Genomic DNA, 16,118 nt, shown 5'->3' on the forward strand with positions numbered 1-16,118 from the left:
CGCTTCCCTGGCCCGGGAAGCTGAAAAGGCCCGCTGCGATGCAAGTCGCAGCGGGCCTTTTCATGATGTTGCGGTTTAGAAGTAGTACGGGAATTTCAGGCTGAAGGAGAAGTCCGGGGCATCGTCCGTCATGCCGATGGACAGGTTGGGCACGATGGTCAGGTTGTCGGTGGCCGCGATGGTCATGCCGACGTTGAAGTAACCGGCGTTGGCGTCGCTGGACACCACCGATTCCCAATCTCCGCCATCCTGTTTCAGCTTGCTCTTGCGTTGCACCAGGTCCGAGACAGAGAACGACATACTCATCTTCTCGTTCAGTGCGAAGGCAACACCCGCGCCGATCTGGAAGCTGTCGCCGATGCGGACCTTGCCCGGGTTTTTCTGGTTGACGGTCGAACTGATGTCGTCGAACGATTCCTCGAAGTTATGGGTGTAGGACAGGCTGCCGAACAGCACGGCCGGGTCAAACGTCTTGACCAGCGAGATGCCCGGGGTGATCGACCAGACGCCGTTGCCGGTGGGCAGGGTGTCAGGCACAAACAGGTTCGAGTTGGCATCGGTCTGGCGCAGCTTGATCCCGAACGGGTCCTTGCCGGTAGGCGCCTTGACCCGCAAGGAAACCACGGCGTCCGGGGTATTGACCGACTCGTCCAGGAACTTGTACGCAATGCCGAAGTTGACGTCGCCCAGAGTCGGGTCGCGGCTGACGTCCTGTTCGGTGGTGACGTTGGAGGCGCCGCCGTTGCCGCCGCCGGACTGATAGGTCGATTCACGGTAGACCACCGGCACGTTCAGGTCGAACTGCCAGCGATTGTCGAAGTTGTAGCGCCCCGTCAGGTCCAGCGTCCAGGTATCGGCCTTGATCCGGTCGAGGTTGATGTTGCCGAGAAAAATCGAGTCCAGGGCGAGGAAGCCGTTGAGAATCAGCTGGCGGGTGTCATATCGCGAATAGGTCACGCCGGTTTCAAAGCTGAATTTGCCGCCGCCGAAGAAACCGCTGGCTTCGTCGTACAGGTTGGACACACTCTGTGCCGGTTGCGAATCGTCGGCCAGCGACTGGCCGTAGGATGCGCCACTGCCCCCGGCGGCGCCCCCCGACGCTGCTGCAGCCCCGGTCCCCGCAGCCACCCGGTTGCCTTTCATGTCCGAAGGCGATTTGGCCAAGCGTTTTGGGGGTGGAGAAGCGGGTTGCTCTTCGACCTGGCGGACTCGCTGTTCGAGCACCGCCAGGGCTTTCTGTTGTACTTCGTATCGTTGCTTAAGCTCCAGAAGTTCCTGTTTCAGGGCTTCTACATCGGCGTCGGGTGCAGCTTGCAACATTGCCGCGGGTAGAAGAGTACTCAAACATACAGCAGCACGCAGTGATACTGATCGATACATGAATAAGCCGTCCCTTTAAGCCCAATGATCGAGACTCAGCGTAGTTCAATATCCGATATTGCGTAGCGCCCCGAGTTGAGTCAGGTTGCAGTCCAGTGCGCCGGCACTTCTGCCGTTATTGTTCAGGACAACGTTGAGTTGTGTCAGGTTGTTGACTACGTTTGCATTGCCCAGCAAACGGGTGTTTTGCAGCAGCCCGCTCTGAGCGACCTGTTGCAGTGCTGTGCCCTGGTTGCCGCTGGCCTGAATGGCCATTTGAACGCCGCCGCCGGTGGCAGAGACTGCAACACTCCCGGCGGCGTTGCTGCCGGTGATGGTCTGACCGGCTGTAAGAGCTTGCCCTTGGGCAGGCACCAGGGCGGGGGCCTGACTGGCCTCTTTGACGTTGATCGCAACGTTGTTGTAAGCGGTATTGCTGTCGCCCGCCGCGCGTACGCTTTGCGTGACGCCTTGCGAGGTGTTCAGGGCTGCGCCACCAATGACATTGCCAGTCCCCAGTTCCGGGGTACTGCCATTGCCGTGTTCCTTGATGGTCGAGACGTAGAATTCAGGTTTGACCGAAGCGGCCTGCAATTGCATCGAGGCCGATGCCCCGATCAGATCTCCACTGGCGTTGCGCCAGGTACTGCTCATGACGACACCGAAGCTGATGATCCGCCCCGGCATGACATAACGACCGCGCAGCTCTGCGAGCTCCTGGTCCTTGATTTCGATGGGTTTGAATCCTGCATTGGCATAGCCTGACGCGCTTGCTGCCAGGCAGGCGGCGGCCAGCCAGTATGAGGTTTTCATCTGCTGCTCCCGGGACATCCAGCCCCACTCTTGTAATCGGCGATTAAAAGAAGTCGCTCTGTATGAACCCGAAGTCCATCAATTCAGCATCTTTGACCGGGTTGAAGGCATCCAGCTTGTTTTTGGCCGTCACCGGTACCGGAGGGCTGCGCAAGGCATTGGCCTTGTCATATCCGGGGCCGACGATGGCAAAGACAATGCCGTTCCAACCTTTGACAAAGTCATCATGGGAGTAGCGTTTGTGTCCTAAAACCGGGTCTCCGATGTAAACCCAATCCTTGTCCGCCCGCTGCATCACCACGAAATGCTTGTAGCCGCGAATTTCCATCAGTACCACCACCGGGATCGTGACTGCGTCGAGTTTTTCCGGTGGAATCTTGTAGCCCCTGGCGCGCATGCCGATGCTTTCTATGTAGCGCTTCATGTCGAGCATGGAGAAACCTTGAGTACGGACAAGGTCCTGGTCAGCGTTGACCAGCATGCCTTTGATGATGTGCTCTTCATCGACGTCGAGCCAATAGGCCTGGCGCAATACCGTCGCCAGAGCGGCGGCGCCGCAACTGAAGTCGGTTTTCTGTTCGACGATGTCGGCAAACTTGCGCTCACGAATGCTTTGCACGTTCTTGTAGACGAGTGTGCCGCCAGGCAGGGCGGCAACGGGCATCTGGGCAGCCTGGGTCAGGCCGCAGAAGCAAAGCAGAGCGAGGAGGGCAGTCTTACGCATGATCGATACGCCTTTGGGACTGAGGAAAAGCCCCGTTTCCGGGGCTTTCGTTTCGATCGCGATTACATGCAGGCTTTGCAACCTGCAGCGATGGACAGCGAGTTGCTTTGTTGGTTGCCCACACCCGCCGAGACGTTGGCTCCGCCGTTGCCGGAGAAGTTGTTCATCGAATTGGTCATGTTGGCATTGTTCACAACAGGTGCTTTCCAGCCATCTTTGGTCAGCACTTGCTGAGTGGTGACGCCAGCGAGGCCAAAGGTACCCACGGCTTCGAACTTGGCTTTCTGGTCATCGTTGCCGCCGTGGCCGCCGCCACGATTGCCATAACCACCGTGGTGGTCATCGTCTTCGATGGTCGCAGTGCCTTTGGCCTTGAACACGCCAGCGGCTGCGAAGGTACCGGTAAGGGTGTCTTTTTTGTAGGTCTGCACGCCTTTGTTGTCGACGACCAGGCCAGTGGAGGACTGGTTGGCAGCAGCAGCGGCAGTGGCTACACGACCACCCGATACGGCGATTGCCAGATTGTTTTTCTGTTGGTTGAAGTTGCCGGAAGTCACGTTGATACCGATGTTGCCGGAACCATTGTTGCCTGCATTGTTGAGCGTGGCGTTATTGAAGGTGGACGAGTTTTTCACATAGTTGTTGTTGTTGACTTGAGTGGCACTCGAGGCAGCAACAGCGGTGCCGAAGATGAAGCTTTCGTCGGCGGTAGCCAGGGCCGCGGCGTTGTCTTGCTGGTTGCCGTCACCGGCTGCAACGTTGGCGCCCATGTTGCCGTTGGAGCCATTGAGCGAGTCACTGGCGTTGGCATTGTTGACGGTGCCCTGGTTTTTCACCACGTTGCCATCGCTGTTTTGTGCATCGAGCACTGCAGCGCCGGCGCCGGCGGTAATTTGCAGCAGTTGTTCCAGGGTTGGGCCTTTCGGACCATGGTTGCCATGACCGTTGCCGTGCCCGTTACCATGACCGTGATCATCATCACGACCGCCTGCCTGTGCTGCGATTGCCATCACTGCTGCAAGTGCGAAAACCAGTGGTTTGAGGGCCATTGTAGGTTTCATGGTGTTTCTCCGTGCTTATTAGTTGGTTAAGTGTTGGTACTTTCTAATTGCACTGCTTTTGTTGTTTGGGTCAGTCAGCGACCCGGATGCTCAGGGTGTTAGCCATTCGGTTCCCCACCCCGGCACTCTGGTTCACCTGGATTACCCCTCGGCTGCCGGTGAAGGCCTGATCACTTGTCGTGACCTGGCGACTGCCGGGTGAGGTGCCAGTTGCTCCTGAGCTCGGTAACAACGCCACGTTCTGTTGGGAAAGGGCGCTATCGTCAACGGCCTGCGGGCCAGCACTGATGCTGACGCGCGTGACGTTGGCCATCTGGTTGTTGGCCCCGGCGCCTTGGTTCACGCCAAGGATCCCGTTGCCGTTACTGAAAGAGGTGCCGCCGATGTTGGCGCTCGCGTTGATCGAGCGGTCGGCGGGGGTGTCGATTTTCTGCTGCACGCTGGTCCTGGCGTGGGACTCGGTGCCAATGGCAATCGCCTTGACGTTGGCCTGCTGCATCTGATCGCCAGCGGCCTGGTTGACGTTGAAGTTGCCGCGGTACTGAGCACCGGAGTCTTGAATGTTCGCGTTGTTCACAGCGCTGGGATCGGCCATCACACTGGAGCAGCCGAGCAGGGCAAGCAGGAGCAGGGAACGATTCATGTCACTGGCCTCCAGCCATGCGGGTCAACGGAGCGAGACCGGAACTCATCGCGCGGTTTACGGTATTGGAAATCGAGCTGCCGGCACCGCCGCCATGACCGCCGCTCATGCCGGGCAGGCCGTTCTGGTTGGTCAGGTTGTTCATGCCGGGCAGGTTTGAGCTGGGGGTGTTGATGTTGCCGCGGATGGAAGAGCCGCTGGCTACACGGGCAAAGTCACCATCACTGAGTTCGGTATTGCTGAGCGTCGAATTGATGCGGGCAGACGGGTTGGCATTGACGGTGGTGGGATAGGGGTCTTTGCCACCGCTGCGACCGATCGGGATCGGCTGGACATCACGATTGAGCACGATCACGCCATTGCCTTCGGCCTGAACGTTGAAACTGAGAAAGGGGCTGGCGGCTGATCCGATCAGCAGAAGGCAGGTAAAGGCTTTTTTGATATTCCCCACGGCGGCAATTCCTTCTTCAGTGGGCTGGGCCTGGTCAGCGTTGTGAAGGAGAGAGCGAAAGCTGTGCCGCTTTTAAAATGTCTTTGAGTTTCAATGTGTTGAGTGGATTGAGCGTCGGGCTGATACAACAGCTGTTTCATCGATGAAACAAAACACTGCCTGCGCAACCCGTTAAAGACAGTGCAAAGCTCTGGACCAAGGGTTTGCGCGCAGGTGTTTCAGTGGCGTAACAAGTCGGATGACAAAGGGATGAAGGGCCTTGAGACGGGCACTTTGCACCTGAAGGAGTGTTTCAGGAATGGACACTTTTCCCCCAAAGCAGGGGGATACTGCGGGTCAAACGCCCCGCAAATCGGGTCAGTCCGCGAGCAGGGTGTGCACCGCATCGAAGGCCCGCTGCTGGCGTTCGGCCCAGTCGCCCTTGATGATCTGCAAGGGTTGGTGATGGTTTTCCAGCCATGTCCGGGTCACCTGATAGAACGCGAGCCGTTCGCTCAAGTCGGGCTGGCAGCGCTGGCCATCGTCCGTCCACTCGATCTGCTCCGGGGACAGGAGCAGGTGCAGGTCGTAATGCCGCGCCAGCAACTCGGTTTCCAGCCAGGGCGGGCAGTCGCTGAACAAGGTCTGGCTCCACAGCATGTTGCTCAGCAGATGCGTGTCGAGAATCAACAGGCGCGGCTGCTGCGCGCGCGCTGCGTCTTCCCATTGCAACTGGCCGCGCGCGATCTCGGGGATGTCGGCCAGGCAGGTGTCCCGTGGATTCTGTTCGATGAACCAGCGCACGTATTCGTCCACCCGCAGGCCGCCGAACCGTTGCTGAAGCCCGGCCGCCAGCCAGCTCTTGCCCGTAGACTCGGGACCGGTCAGGACAATCACTTTCATCGTTGCAACGCCGGATCGGCACGCCATTCGCGCCAGCCTTGCACCGCGATCAGGGTGAACAGGGCATACAGCGCCGCCGTGAGGTACAGCCCTTTATAGAGGAAGAGGCCAACGAAGATCACATCCAGCACACACCACAGCGCCCAGCATTGCAGGCGTTTGTGGGCCATCCAGAATTGCGCGACCAGGCTGAAACCGGTCAGCGCTGCGTCGAGCCACGGTTGCGCCGCGTCGGTCCAATGGGCCATGGCCGCGCCCAGCAGCAGACTGCCCACCGCACCGATGGCCAGGCCCTGCGCAATCGAGCGATTGTCGAGCCGGCTGACTTCACGCCCGTCATGCATCGTCCCGGCGCGCGTCCATTGCCACCAGCCATAGATTTGCAGCCCGGCATACACGACCTGCAGCAGCATGTCCGAATACAGTTTCACCTCGAGGAAAACCCAGGTGTAGAGCGACACCATGACCAGTCCGATCGGCCAGCACCACGGATTCTGTTTGACCGTGAGCCACACGGCGATCACGCCGAGGGCGGCGGCAAACAGTTCTAGCCCGGACATGCAGGATCCTTGGGGGAGTTGGGAAGGGAGCGGATTGTACCGAAAAACAGGTGGGAAACGAGTTCCCACCTGTTGCAGGGATCAGACGCGGAACTGGCGCAGCAGCCCGTTCAGTTGTTCGCTGAGCTGGCCGAGTTTCACACTCGCCACGCTCGACTGCTCGGCCGCCAGTGCCGTGCTGTGAGACAAACCCGCCGCCTGGGTAACGTTCTGGTTGATGTCTTCGACCACGTGCGCCTGCTGCAGCGTTGCGCTGGCAATCGAGGCGTTCAAGCCGTTGAGGTTACGCAGGGCCTGGCCGATCGCGTTCAGGCTGGCGCTGGCCAGACCGGCCTGTTCGATGGTCAGTTGCGAAGCTTTGCTGCTGTCACCGATCACCTTCACGGCGGCTTCGGAATGATTTTGCAGACGTTCGATCATGGTCTGGATTTCTGCCGTGGACTTCTGCGTGCGCTGCGCCAGCAAACGCACTTCGTCGGCCACCACTGCAAACCCGCGACCCTGTTCGCCGGCCCGAGCCGCTTCAATGGCGGCGTTGAGGGCGAGCAGGTTGGTCTGCTCGGCGATCGAGCGGATCACCTCCAGCACGCTGCCGATCTGCGTGCTTTCAGTCGCCAGCGTGCGGATGACTTCCACCGCTTGATCGATGGTGCCGGAGAGCTTGTCGATCTGTTGCAGGCTGCCGTCGATGTTGATCTGGCCCTGCTGGGCCTGGGCTTCGGCGTCACGCATTTCGCTGGCGGCGTGTTCGGCGTTCTTCGCCACGTCCTGTACGCCGTAGGTCACTTCGTTGACGGCAGTGGCTACCAGCTCCATCTGCTGCGACTGCTGCTGGCTGCGTTGCTGGGCCTGCGCAGCATCGTTGCCCAGCTCGCTGGACGATTGGCCCAATGCACTGGCGGATAGCTGCAAGTCCCCGATCACCCGGCGCAGTTTGGCGGTGAAGGCATTGAAGTGATGCGCCAACTGAGTGACTTCGTCCTGGCCGTGGGTGTCGAGGCTGCGGGTCAGATCGCTTTCGCCGCTGGCGATGTTGGCCATGGCGTTCACGGTTTCCTGCAACGGACGAACGATGCTGCGGGCAATCAGAATCACCAGCAGCGCCATGATCACCGCGATGACCAGTCCGACCACGGATGCCTTGATCACCTGGTCCTGGAACTCGGCCTGCACGTCGTCGACGTACACGCCCGAACCGATGACCCAGCCCCATGGCTCGAACAATTTCACGTAAGAGGTCTTGGCCACCGGTTCACTGGCACCGGGCTTGGGCCAGCGATAGTCGACCATGCCGGCGCCCTTGGCCTTGGCGATGGCGACCATTTCATTGAACACCGCAAAGCCGTCCGGGTCGCGGATCGCCGAGAGGTTCTGGCCTTCGAGCTTGGGATTGGTCGGGTGCATGACCATCACGGGCGTGAGGTCGTTGATCCAGAAATAGTCGTTCTGGTCATAGCGCAGGCCACGGATCGCGGTCAGCGCCTGTTTCTGTGCCACATCGCGGGTCAGGGTTCCTGCGGCTTCGAGGCCTTGGTAGTAAGTCAGCAAACCGCTGGCGGTCTGCACCACATGCTGGGTTTTCTGGGCCTTGGCGTGGTAGAGGTCATCATGGATCTGCTTGAGCATCAACACGCCCAACGTCAACAGCATGACCACGGCCACAATCAAGATGAGCCACAAGCGTCGGCTGATCGACACACTGCGCAAGCTGTTCATAACGCTGTCACTCCGGATTCTTTTTCTTGTAATAAACCACCGCCAGCATCCAACCACGTTTCGGTGACCGGGCATACGCGACCCAAGTCGTAGAACGCGGCAGCGCTATTACGGCTTGTCTGTTAGGATTTCGGCCCCGCGCGTGAAAACCTGAATCGAAAATGATTTTTCACGGAATTTTGACTGTTTCGTGTGGATCCTGTGCGCGCGGAATCGGTACAGCTTTAACCAGCTACGCTGAACGCAGTGAACGTAAAAAATACTATCGGGGCATGCCTCTGTGCATCGCTCTCTGGGGGATTGATGGATCTTTGGACGGCCTTGCAGGCACTGATTCTAGGAGTTGTAGAGGGGCTGACGGAGTTTTTGCCCATTTCCAGTACCGGACACCAGATCATTGTTGCCGACTTGCTCGATTTCGGAGGCGAGCGGGCCATGGCGTTCAACATCATCATCCAGCTTGGTGCGATTCTCGCGGTGGTCTGGGAATTCCGACGCAAGATTCTCGACGTGGTCATTGGCCTGCCGACCCAGCCGAGTGCGCGGCGCTTCACCGCCAACCTGCTGATCGCCTTCCTGCCCGCCGTGGTGCTGGGAGTGGTCTTCGCCGACTTGATTCACCACTACCTGTTCAATCCGATCACCGTGGCCGCCGCGCTGGTGGTGGGCGGCATCGTGATGTTGTGGGCCGAGCAGCGTCAGCATGAAGTGCACGCCGAAACGGTCGACGAGATTCGCTGGACGGATGCGCTGAAGATCGGCTTCGCCCAGTGCCTGGCGATGATCCCCGGCACTTCGCGCTCCGGCTCGACCATCATCGGCGGCCTGTTGTTCGGCCTGTCGCGCAAGACCGCCACCGAGTTCTCGTTCTTCCTGGCGATGCCGACCATGGTCGGTGCGGCGGTGTATTCGGGCTACAAGTATCGCGACCTGTTCGTACCGGCGGACTTCCCGGTATTCGCCATCGGTTTCGTCACCGCGTTTATCTTCGCCATGATCGCGGTGCGCGGCCTGCTCAAGTTCATCGGCAGCCATAGCTACGCGGCGTTTGCCTGGTACCGGATCGTCTTCGGTCTGGTGATTCTGGCAACGTGGCAGTTCGGCTGGGTCGACTGGACGGCAGCCAAGCCATGAGCGACTCCCGCGCACGCCGCCCGGATCGCGGTCCTTCCGGTGGCAATATCCAGCACTTGAAATTGAAACTGGTGGTGCTGCTGATCGTCTGCGCGTTGCCACTGTTCGGCTCATTGTCGATGTGGCTGCGCGGGATTTCCCTGGTACCGCTGACGGCCTACGGGCTGGTCAGCGTGCTGGCGTTTTTCCTGTACTGGGCGGACAAGCGCAAGGCCCGCGCCGACGCCTGGCGCACACCGGAAAACATCCTGCACGCGGTGGAACTGGCCGGTGGCTGGCCGGGCGCATTGATCGCCCAGCAGGTCTTCCGACACAAGACGCGCAAGGTGTCGTTTCAGGTGTTGTTCTGGATGATTGTGGCTTTACATCAGGTGTTCTGGATCGATCAGTTGTTTCTCGGTTCGAACCTCCTGGCGTTGTTCTAAAGCAGCAGCCCGACCTGCACGCGCTTGGGCAGCTTGCTGACCACCAGTTGGTGGGAACGCTGCAGCAAGCCTTGCAGTTCCTCGGCGCCCAGCGGGTAGGGCGGGTGCATGATGATCCATTGCGCCCGGGCAAGGTACGGCGCCGGGTGAATGCCCGGCCGGTCGCAATGACCGAGAAACAGGTCCTTGTCGACCTTGAACGCCAGCGAATCACCGCGCAGTCCCTGCAAGGCGAACATCTTGTTGCCGGCAATCGAAAACACTCGCACGCCACCCCATTTGTAGTCTTCCCTGGCACCGGGCAGGGCCAGGCAGAAGTCCGCGACCTCCTGTTCGCTCATCTTTCCTTGTTTCATAACAGCCGTTCTCCACAGGCATTGAACGATTCGACCAGATGATCGATCCACGCGCGCACCGCCGGCATCACCCCGCGCCGATGCGGATACACCGCTTGCAGCCAGCCGCCGGGCAGTGACCAATCAGGCAACAACTGCACCAGCGTGCCGTTGTTCAGTTCCGTTTCGCAATACATCATCGGCAGCAGGGTGAAACCCTGGCCGGCCAGCACACAGGCCTTGCGCACGATGAAATCGTCGATGCCCAGCCGGGCTTCCAGCGCCAGATCGCAACTCTTGCCGTGCTGATCGAGCAGGCGCACATGCACCATGCGATCGGCTTCCAGAGCGCCCAGCACCGGCAGGTTCTTCAGGTCCTGCGGATGATTGATTTCCACGCCCTGCATAAAGGAAGGGCTTGCGACCACCACCATCTGCGCCTGACGCAGGCGGCGGGTCACCAGCATCGGTTCTTCATCGCCGTGTTCGCGCACGCGCAGGGCCACGTCGATGCCTTCGGTGATCAGGTCGACCCGTCGATTGATCAGGGTGACTTCCAGCTGCACCTGAGGGTATTTGCCAAGGAAATTGCTGATCACCACCGGGAGCATTTCATGGGCCAGCCCCGTGGGACTGGAAACCCGCAAGCGTCCGCGAGGCTCGCTGGACATGCTGGCCACTGTTTCATCGGCCATTTCCGCTTCCAGCAGCATGGCCTGACAGTGACGCAGATAGCGTTCGCCGACCGCCGTCAGCTTCAATTGGCGGGTGGTGCGTTGCAGCAAACGTGCGCCAAGGCGTTCTTCCAGCTCGGCGATGCGCCGCGACAGGCGTGACTTGGGAATGCCGAGCAAGCGGCCGGCGGCGGCGAAACCGCCAGCCTCGACCACTTTGGCGAAATAGTAGAGATCGTTGAGGTCTTGCATGGGGAAACCCGACTGTTCTATCAGTGGGACAAACTATCGCATTGTTGCCGTCTAATCAGCTATTGGTTTCGTCGGTAGGATTGTCTCCATTCCGTCGCCACCGGCGATTCATTCCAGGAGATTCCACATGAAACTGCTGCACATCGATTCGAGCATTCTGGGCGACAACTCCGCTTCCCGTCAGCTGAGCAGTCAAGTCACTAAAGCCTGGCAAGCCGCCGAGCCAAGCGCTGTTGTGACCTACCGCGATCTGGCCGCTGATGCCATCAGCCACTTCTCGTCGACCACCCTGGTTGCCGCCGGCACCACCGCTGAACTGCGCAACGCCGCACAACAGCACGAAGCCGAACTGAGCGCCACCACCCTGGCCGAATTCATCGCCGCTGACGCCATCGTCGTCGCTGCACCGATGTACAACTTCACCGTGCCGACCCAGCTCAAAGCCTGGATCGACCGCATCGCCGTCGCCGGCCAGACCTTCCGTTACACCGAAGCCGGCCCTGAAGGCCTGTGCGGCGGCAAGAAAGTAGTGATCGTTTCCACCGCTGGCGGCATCCACGCCGGTCAAGCTTCGGGCGTGGCACACGAAGACTACCTGAAACTGGTCTTTGGCTTCCTCGGCATCACCGACATCGAAGTCGTGCGTGCCGAAGGCCTGGCCTACGGTGAAGAAGTGCGCAACAACGCCATGAGCGCCGCTCAGGCGAAGATCAGCGAGCAGCTGTTCGCCGCCGCGTAAGGCTTGCGTAAAGAACAGCTCCTGTTCAGGCAAATCTCCAAAAACTCTGTATTCTGGTTCCGCAAGGGCCAGATACGGAGTTTTTTGTTTCTGACTGTTACATAATCTGGCCCGGGTTATGCAGTCTGATGATCAACGTCTGAGTGCAACGCCGCACCGGGTTACCGAATTTCGGAATTTCGGGCGTCGAACACAACGGATCTTTCGATTGAGTAACAACAGGGTGGGGCATCCCATGATGCGTCTTTGTGCAGCGTTACTGATTTGCCTGCTCGGCAGCCTGAATTCAGTGCACGCTGCGCCCGGGCAGCACCCGCGCTGGAGCGTCGGCTATCACGAGATGACGTTCCTCGACCCGCTCGACCTGCAACCGATGCGCGCCATCGCGTTCTATCCCTCCAGCGACCGCGAACACCTGAGCCTGCTCGAAGGTTATTCGGTCGAGGCCGGCGAAGACACCAAAGTCGCCATCGGCCGTTTCCCGATGCTTATGCTCTCTCACGGCAACACCGGCACGCCGCTGGCGCTGCACGACCTGGCTACGTCACTGGCACGCAAGGGGTTCGTGGTGGTGGCGGTGATTCACCCCGGCGATAACTCCAAGGATCACAGCCGCCTCGGTACGTTGAGCAATCTCTATGGCCGGCCGATCCAGATTTCCGAAGCCATTACCGCGACGTTGGGCGATCGCATGCTCGCGCCGTACGTGAACGCCGAGCAGGTCGGCGTGATCGGCTATTCGGCGGGCGGCGAAACAGCGTTGATTCTGTCCGGCGCGCAGCCGGATCTGGATCGCCTGCGCCGTTACTGCCAGGAGCGCCCGGACGACCGCGACGCCTGCAACACCCAGGGCGAATTGATTGTCGACCGCGACGATCTGCAACCGGTGGCCGATCCGCGCGTGCATGCGTTGCTGCTGATGGCGCCGCTGAGCCTGAAGTTTGGTCGTCACACTTTGGCTGATGTGCATGTGCCGGTTCTGCTCTACAGCGGCGACGGCGACAAGCTGGTGGCCTTCGATAAAAACGCTGCGGCCCTGGCGCGCAAGCTGCCGACCGCACCCGACTTCAAATTGCTGGCCGGGGCAGGGCACTTCGTGTTCATGGCGCCATGCAATGATGAGCAGATCCGGGCGATGCCGGCGCTGTGCACCGACGCGGACGGGGTCGATCGAGAAGACATCCACCGCAACCTGATTTCCGAGGCCGGACGGTTCTTCTCCCATGCCTTGGGCAGGCCGACCCGCGCGGGGATGCAGACGGCGGATCAGTGAGCGTTTACGCCATGGCCCGGCGCTTGAGCAGCAAGGTCAACGCCAGTCCGGTCACGGACAGCACGGCCGCACTGAAGAAAATCCACGAATAGCCCAGGTTCAACGCCACCGCGCCCATCAACGGGCCGGCAATCGCCAGCGCCAGATCGAAAAACACCGCATAAGCACTCAACCCGGCACCACGACTGGAGTTGGGCACCTGCTTGATCGCCTCGACGCCCAGCGCGGGGTATACCAGCGACAGGCCGAACCCGGCCAGACCGGCGCCGACCAAGGCATACGCGGTCGAGGGCGCCAGCCACAGCATGACCAGGCCGACAGTTTCGATGGTCATGCAGGCAATCGCCGAGGTGAATCCGCCAAAACGGCCGATGGCGGAAATGAACAGCAGCCGCGAAAGGATGAAACACACACCGAACACCGTCAGGCAATACGCAGCGCCGCTCCAGCCGCGATTGAGGTAATACAGGGTGATGAAGGTGGTCAGCGTGCCATAGCCAATCGACGCCAGGCTCAGACTGGCGCCGAACGGCGCAATCCGTCCGAACACCGCCCAGAACGGCAGGCGTTCACCGCGTACCACCGGCACCGAGGGCTTATTGCGGATCAGCAGCAAGGCGCCGGCCGCGAGTAGCGACAGCGCAATGCCAAGGCTTTCGAAGCCATAGTCGGCGACCATCACCACGCCCAACGGCGCGCCAATGGCAATCGCGCCATAGGACGCGATGCCGTTCCACGAAATCGAGCGCGCGGTGTGTTCGGCACCGACCTGGCCCATGCACCAACTGATGGTGCCGACGCCGATCAAACCCTGGGCGATCCCCAGCAGCAGGCGACCGACGATCAGGATCGACAGGCTCAACAACGGCAAGCTCTGCAGCAGCGTCGAAACCAGCGTCAGCACACCGCTGAGCACAATCCCCGACAAACCATAAACAATCGCCCGTTTGGTGCCGATGGTGTCCGACATGCGCCCGGCCATTGGCCGGCTGAGCAGGGTGGCCAGGTATTGCGAACCGATCACCAGCCCCGCGATCACGGCACTGAAACCCAGCTGTTCATGCACATAGCCGGGCAGCACCGCAATCGGCAGGCCGATGCAGAGGAAGGCAATAAAGGTATAGAAAACGATGGAGACGATCTGCAGGGTGATCGCCATGGAGCTTTGCGGTGGCTGTTGCTGCGCAGACATGAGGACTCGTTCGCGGGCGGCGGTGGGAGAGTCCGCATCATGGCGTGACGTTGGATTAAAAGGAAGCAGGCTAACGATCTTTTCCTCGACGAAAAAAAAGCCCTGTCACAAGGACAGGGCTTTCTGTTTACCGCTCGATTCGACTTAGAACACCACGCCTTGGCTGCGCAGGTAGTCGTCGTAGGTGCCGCTGAAGTCGGTCACACCGTTCGGGCTCAGCTCGATGATGCGGGTGGCCAGGGACGATACGAACTCACGGTCGTGGCTGACGAAAATCAACGTGCCCGGGTAGTTTTCCAGCGCCAGGTTCAGCGCCTCGATCGATTCCATGTCCAGGTGGTTGGTCGGTTCGTCCATTACCAGCACGTTCGGCTTTTGCAGGATCAGCTTGCCGAACAGCATGCGACCTTGCTCACCACCGGAAATCACCTTCACCGACTTGAGGATCTCGTCGTTGGAGAACAGCATGCGACCCAGGGTGCCACGGATCACTTGCTCGCCCTGAGTCCACTGACCCATCCAGTCGAACAGGCTGACGTCGTCTTCGAAATCGTGGGCGTGGTCCTGAGCGTAGTAGCCCAGCTCCGCGCTTTCGGTCCACTTCACGGAACCTGCGTCCGGGGTCAGTTCGCCCATCAGCGTGCGCAGCAGGGTGGTCTTGCCGATACCGTTCGGGCCGATGATGGCTACGCGCTCGCCGGCTTCAACGGTGAAACTGAAGTTCTTGAACAGGGTCTTGCCGTCGAAGCCCTTGGACATCTGCTCGATGGTCACGGCCTGGCGGTGCAGCTTCTTGGTCTGTTCGAAACGGATGAACGGGCTCACGCGGCTCGATGGCTTGACTTCGGCCAGCTGGATCTTGTCGATCTGCTTGGCGCGGGAAGTGGCCTGCTTGGCTTTCGAGGCGTTGGCCGAGAAGCGGCTGACGAACGTTTGCAGTTCGGCAATCTGGGCTTTCTTCTTGGCGTTGTCCGACAGCAGTTGCTCGCGGGACTGAGTCGCCGCGGTCATGTACTCGTCGTAGTTGCCCGGGAACAGACGCAGCTCGCCGTAGTCCAGGTCGGCCATGTGGGTGCAGACGCTGTTCAGGAAGTGACGGTCGTGGGAAATGATGATCATGGTGCTGTTACGCGCCGTCAAAATCGTTTCCAGCCAGCGGATGGTGTTGATGTCCAGGTGGTTGGTCGGTTCGTCGAGCAGCAGCACTTCCGGATCGGAGAACAGTGCCTGAGCCAACAGAACACGCAGCTTCCAGCCCGGCGCGACTTCGGTCATCGGGCCGAAGTGCTGTTCCAGCGGAATGCCCAGACCCAGCAGCAGTTCACCGGCGCGGGATTCGGCCGTATAGCCGTCCATCTCGGCGAACTCGGTTTCCAGCTCGGCCACGGCCATGCCGTCTTCTTCGCTCATTTCCGGCAGCGAGTAGATGCGATCGCGCTCGGCCTTGACCTTCCACAGCTCTTCGTGACCCATGATCACCGTGTCGATCACGGTGAATTCTTCGTAGGCGAACTGATCCTGGCGCAATTTACCCAGGCGTACATTCGGCTCCAGCATGACCTGGCCGCCGGACGGCTCGAGGTCGCCGCCGAGGATCTTCATGAAGGTCGACTTGCCGCAACCGTTGGCGCCGATCAGGCCGTAGCGGTTGCCGCCGTTGAATTTGACCGAAACGTTTTCAAACAGCGGCTTGGCGCCGAACTGCATGGTGATGTTAGCTGTAGAAATCAAAGGTTTTTCCTGCGAAGCGTGCTGAGTAGCGAGGGTGCAGCCGGAGCGCTTGGCCCGAGTCGAAGTGCGCTGAGGCGGGGCAATCCCGTCATCAACCAAGGGGGGCGCGTAAAGTTTGGCGGCGATTGTACTGGTCTGGCTCTTTAAACGATAG

Annotated in this window: 17 protein-coding genes; 4 read left to right on the top strand and 13 right to left on the bottom strand. The window is 60.1% G+C overall.

The features are described from left to right. Positions 1 to 75 precede the first annotated feature (75 nt). The 9 genes from PDR5_RS13970 to PDR5_RS14010 form a co-directional block, all read right to left on the bottom strand. On the bottom strand, positions 76 to 1,380 hold the full coding sequence (locus PDR5_RS13970) for a transporter (RefSeq protein WP_011334008.1): 1,305 nt from the start codon (positions 1,378 to 1,380) through the stop codon (positions 76 to 78). 45 nt (positions 1,381 to 1,425) lie between these two features. Beyond that, positions 1,426 to 2,172: a hypothetical protein gene (locus PDR5_RS13975; protein WP_064596374.1), complete on the bottom strand. Its 747-nt coding sequence runs from the start codon at positions 2,170 to 2,172 to the stop codon at positions 1,426 to 1,428. 43 nt (positions 2,173 to 2,215) lie between these two features. Continuing rightward, positions 2,216 to 2,896, bottom strand: a complete 681-nt coding sequence (locus tag PDR5_RS13980) for a C39 family peptidase (protein WP_007957477.1) — start codon at positions 2,894 to 2,896, stop codon at positions 2,216 to 2,218. A 62-nt stretch (positions 2,897 to 2,958) separates the two neighbouring features. Next, positions 2,959 to 3,957, bottom strand: coding sequence for a hypothetical protein (locus tag PDR5_RS13985; protein WP_064596376.1), 999 nt, complete (start codon positions 3,955 to 3,957; stop codon positions 2,959 to 2,961). A 70-nt stretch (positions 3,958 to 4,027) separates the two neighbouring features. Then, the gene (locus tag PDR5_RS13990) at positions 4,028 to 4,600 is read right to left on the bottom strand and encodes a hypothetical protein (RefSeq protein ID WP_039768194.1); all 573 of its coding nucleotides are present in this window, start codon (positions 4,598 to 4,600) and stop codon (positions 4,028 to 4,030) included. 1 nt (position 4,601) lies between these two features. After that, positions 4,602 to 5,051 (bottom strand): hypothetical protein, encoded by a 450-nt coding sequence (locus PDR5_RS13995; RefSeq protein ID WP_064596378.1) that lies wholly within the window; start codon positions 5,049 to 5,051, stop codon positions 4,602 to 4,604. 357 nt (positions 5,052 to 5,408) lie between these two features. After that, positions 5,409 to 5,933, bottom strand: a complete 525-nt coding sequence (locus tag PDR5_RS14000) for an AAA family ATPase (protein WP_064596380.1) — start codon at positions 5,931 to 5,933, stop codon at positions 5,409 to 5,411. Beyond that, positions 5,930 to 6,493, bottom strand: a complete 564-nt coding sequence (gene pnuC, locus PDR5_RS14005; RefSeq protein ID WP_064596382.1) for a nicotinamide riboside transporter PnuC — start codon at positions 6,491 to 6,493, stop codon at positions 5,930 to 5,932. Before pnuC ends, PDR5_RS14000 begins: the two co-directional genes overlap by 4 nt. 81 nt (positions 6,494 to 6,574) lie before the next feature. Further along, the gene (locus PDR5_RS14010; RefSeq protein ID WP_064596384.1) at positions 6,575 to 8,209 is read right to left on the bottom strand and encodes a methyl-accepting chemotaxis protein; all 1,635 of its coding nucleotides are present in this window, start codon (positions 8,207 to 8,209) and stop codon (positions 6,575 to 6,577) included. A 303-nt stretch (positions 8,210 to 8,512) separates the two neighbouring features. On the opposite strand from PDR5_RS14010, the gene PDR5_RS14015 reads away from it, so the two are divergent. Together PDR5_RS14015 and PDR5_RS14020 are read left to right on the top strand one after the other, a co-directional pair. After that, positions 8,513 to 9,343 (top strand): undecaprenyl-diphosphate phosphatase, encoded by an 831-nt coding sequence (locus tag PDR5_RS14015; RefSeq protein WP_039768199.1) that lies wholly within the window; start codon positions 8,513 to 8,515, stop codon positions 9,341 to 9,343. Further along, a complete protein-coding gene (locus tag PDR5_RS14020) occupies positions 9,340 to 9,768 on the top strand; it encodes a DUF1294 domain-containing protein (protein ID WP_039768201.1) in 429 nt (142 codons plus the stop codon). Before PDR5_RS14015 ends, PDR5_RS14020 begins: the two co-directional genes overlap by 4 nt. Here PDR5_RS14020 and PDR5_RS14025 read toward each other — a convergent pair. Together PDR5_RS14025 and PDR5_RS14030 are read right to left on the bottom strand one after the other, a co-directional pair. Then, positions 9,765 to 10,124: an MmcQ/YjbR family DNA-binding protein gene (locus PDR5_RS14025; protein ID WP_064596386.1), complete on the bottom strand. Its 360-nt coding sequence runs from the start codon at positions 10,122 to 10,124 to the stop codon at positions 9,765 to 9,767. The two genes, PDR5_RS14020 and PDR5_RS14025, sit on opposite strands and share 4 nt — an antisense overlap. Next, on the bottom strand, positions 10,121 to 11,029 hold the full coding sequence (locus PDR5_RS14030; RefSeq protein ID WP_064596388.1) for a LysR substrate-binding domain-containing protein: 909 nt from the start codon (positions 11,027 to 11,029) through the stop codon (positions 10,121 to 10,123). Before PDR5_RS14030 ends, PDR5_RS14025 begins: the two co-directional genes overlap by 4 nt. Before the next feature lie 127 nt (positions 11,030 to 11,156). Here PDR5_RS14030 and PDR5_RS14035 point away from each other — a divergent pair, with 127 nt between their 5' ends. Both PDR5_RS14035 and PDR5_RS14040 read left to right on the top strand, forming a co-directional pair. Then, positions 11,157 to 11,768 (top strand): FMN-dependent NADH-azoreductase, encoded by a 612-nt coding sequence (locus PDR5_RS14035; RefSeq protein WP_039768205.1) that lies wholly within the window; start codon positions 11,157 to 11,159, stop codon positions 11,766 to 11,768. Between the two features lie 235 nt (positions 11,769 to 12,003). Next, positions 12,004 to 13,041, top strand: coding sequence for an alpha/beta hydrolase family protein (locus tag PDR5_RS14040; protein ID WP_064596390.1), 1,038 nt, complete (start codon positions 12,004 to 12,006; stop codon positions 13,039 to 13,041). Positions 13,042 to 13,045: 4 nt separating this feature from the next. Here the strand turns inward: PDR5_RS14040 and PDR5_RS14045 are convergent, their stop codons facing one another. Both PDR5_RS14045 and PDR5_RS14050 read right to left on the bottom strand, forming a co-directional pair. Continuing rightward, on the bottom strand, positions 13,046 to 14,233 hold the full coding sequence (locus PDR5_RS14045; RefSeq protein ID WP_064596392.1) for an MFS transporter: 1,188 nt from the start codon (positions 14,231 to 14,233) through the stop codon (positions 13,046 to 13,048). Positions 14,234 to 14,377: 144 nt separating this feature from the next. Then, positions 14,378 to 15,964 (bottom strand): ABC-F family ATPase, encoded by a 1,587-nt coding sequence (locus PDR5_RS14050; protein WP_039768209.1) that lies wholly within the window; start codon positions 15,962 to 15,964, stop codon positions 14,378 to 14,380. Positions 15,965 to 16,118: the final 154 nt, after the last annotated feature.

This window comes from Pseudomonas sp. DR 5-09, assembly GCF_001655595.1.
In the GTDB taxonomy this organism is placed as follows: Bacteria; Pseudomonadota; Gammaproteobacteria; order Pseudomonadales; family Pseudomonadaceae; genus Aquipseudomonas; species Aquipseudomonas pharyngis.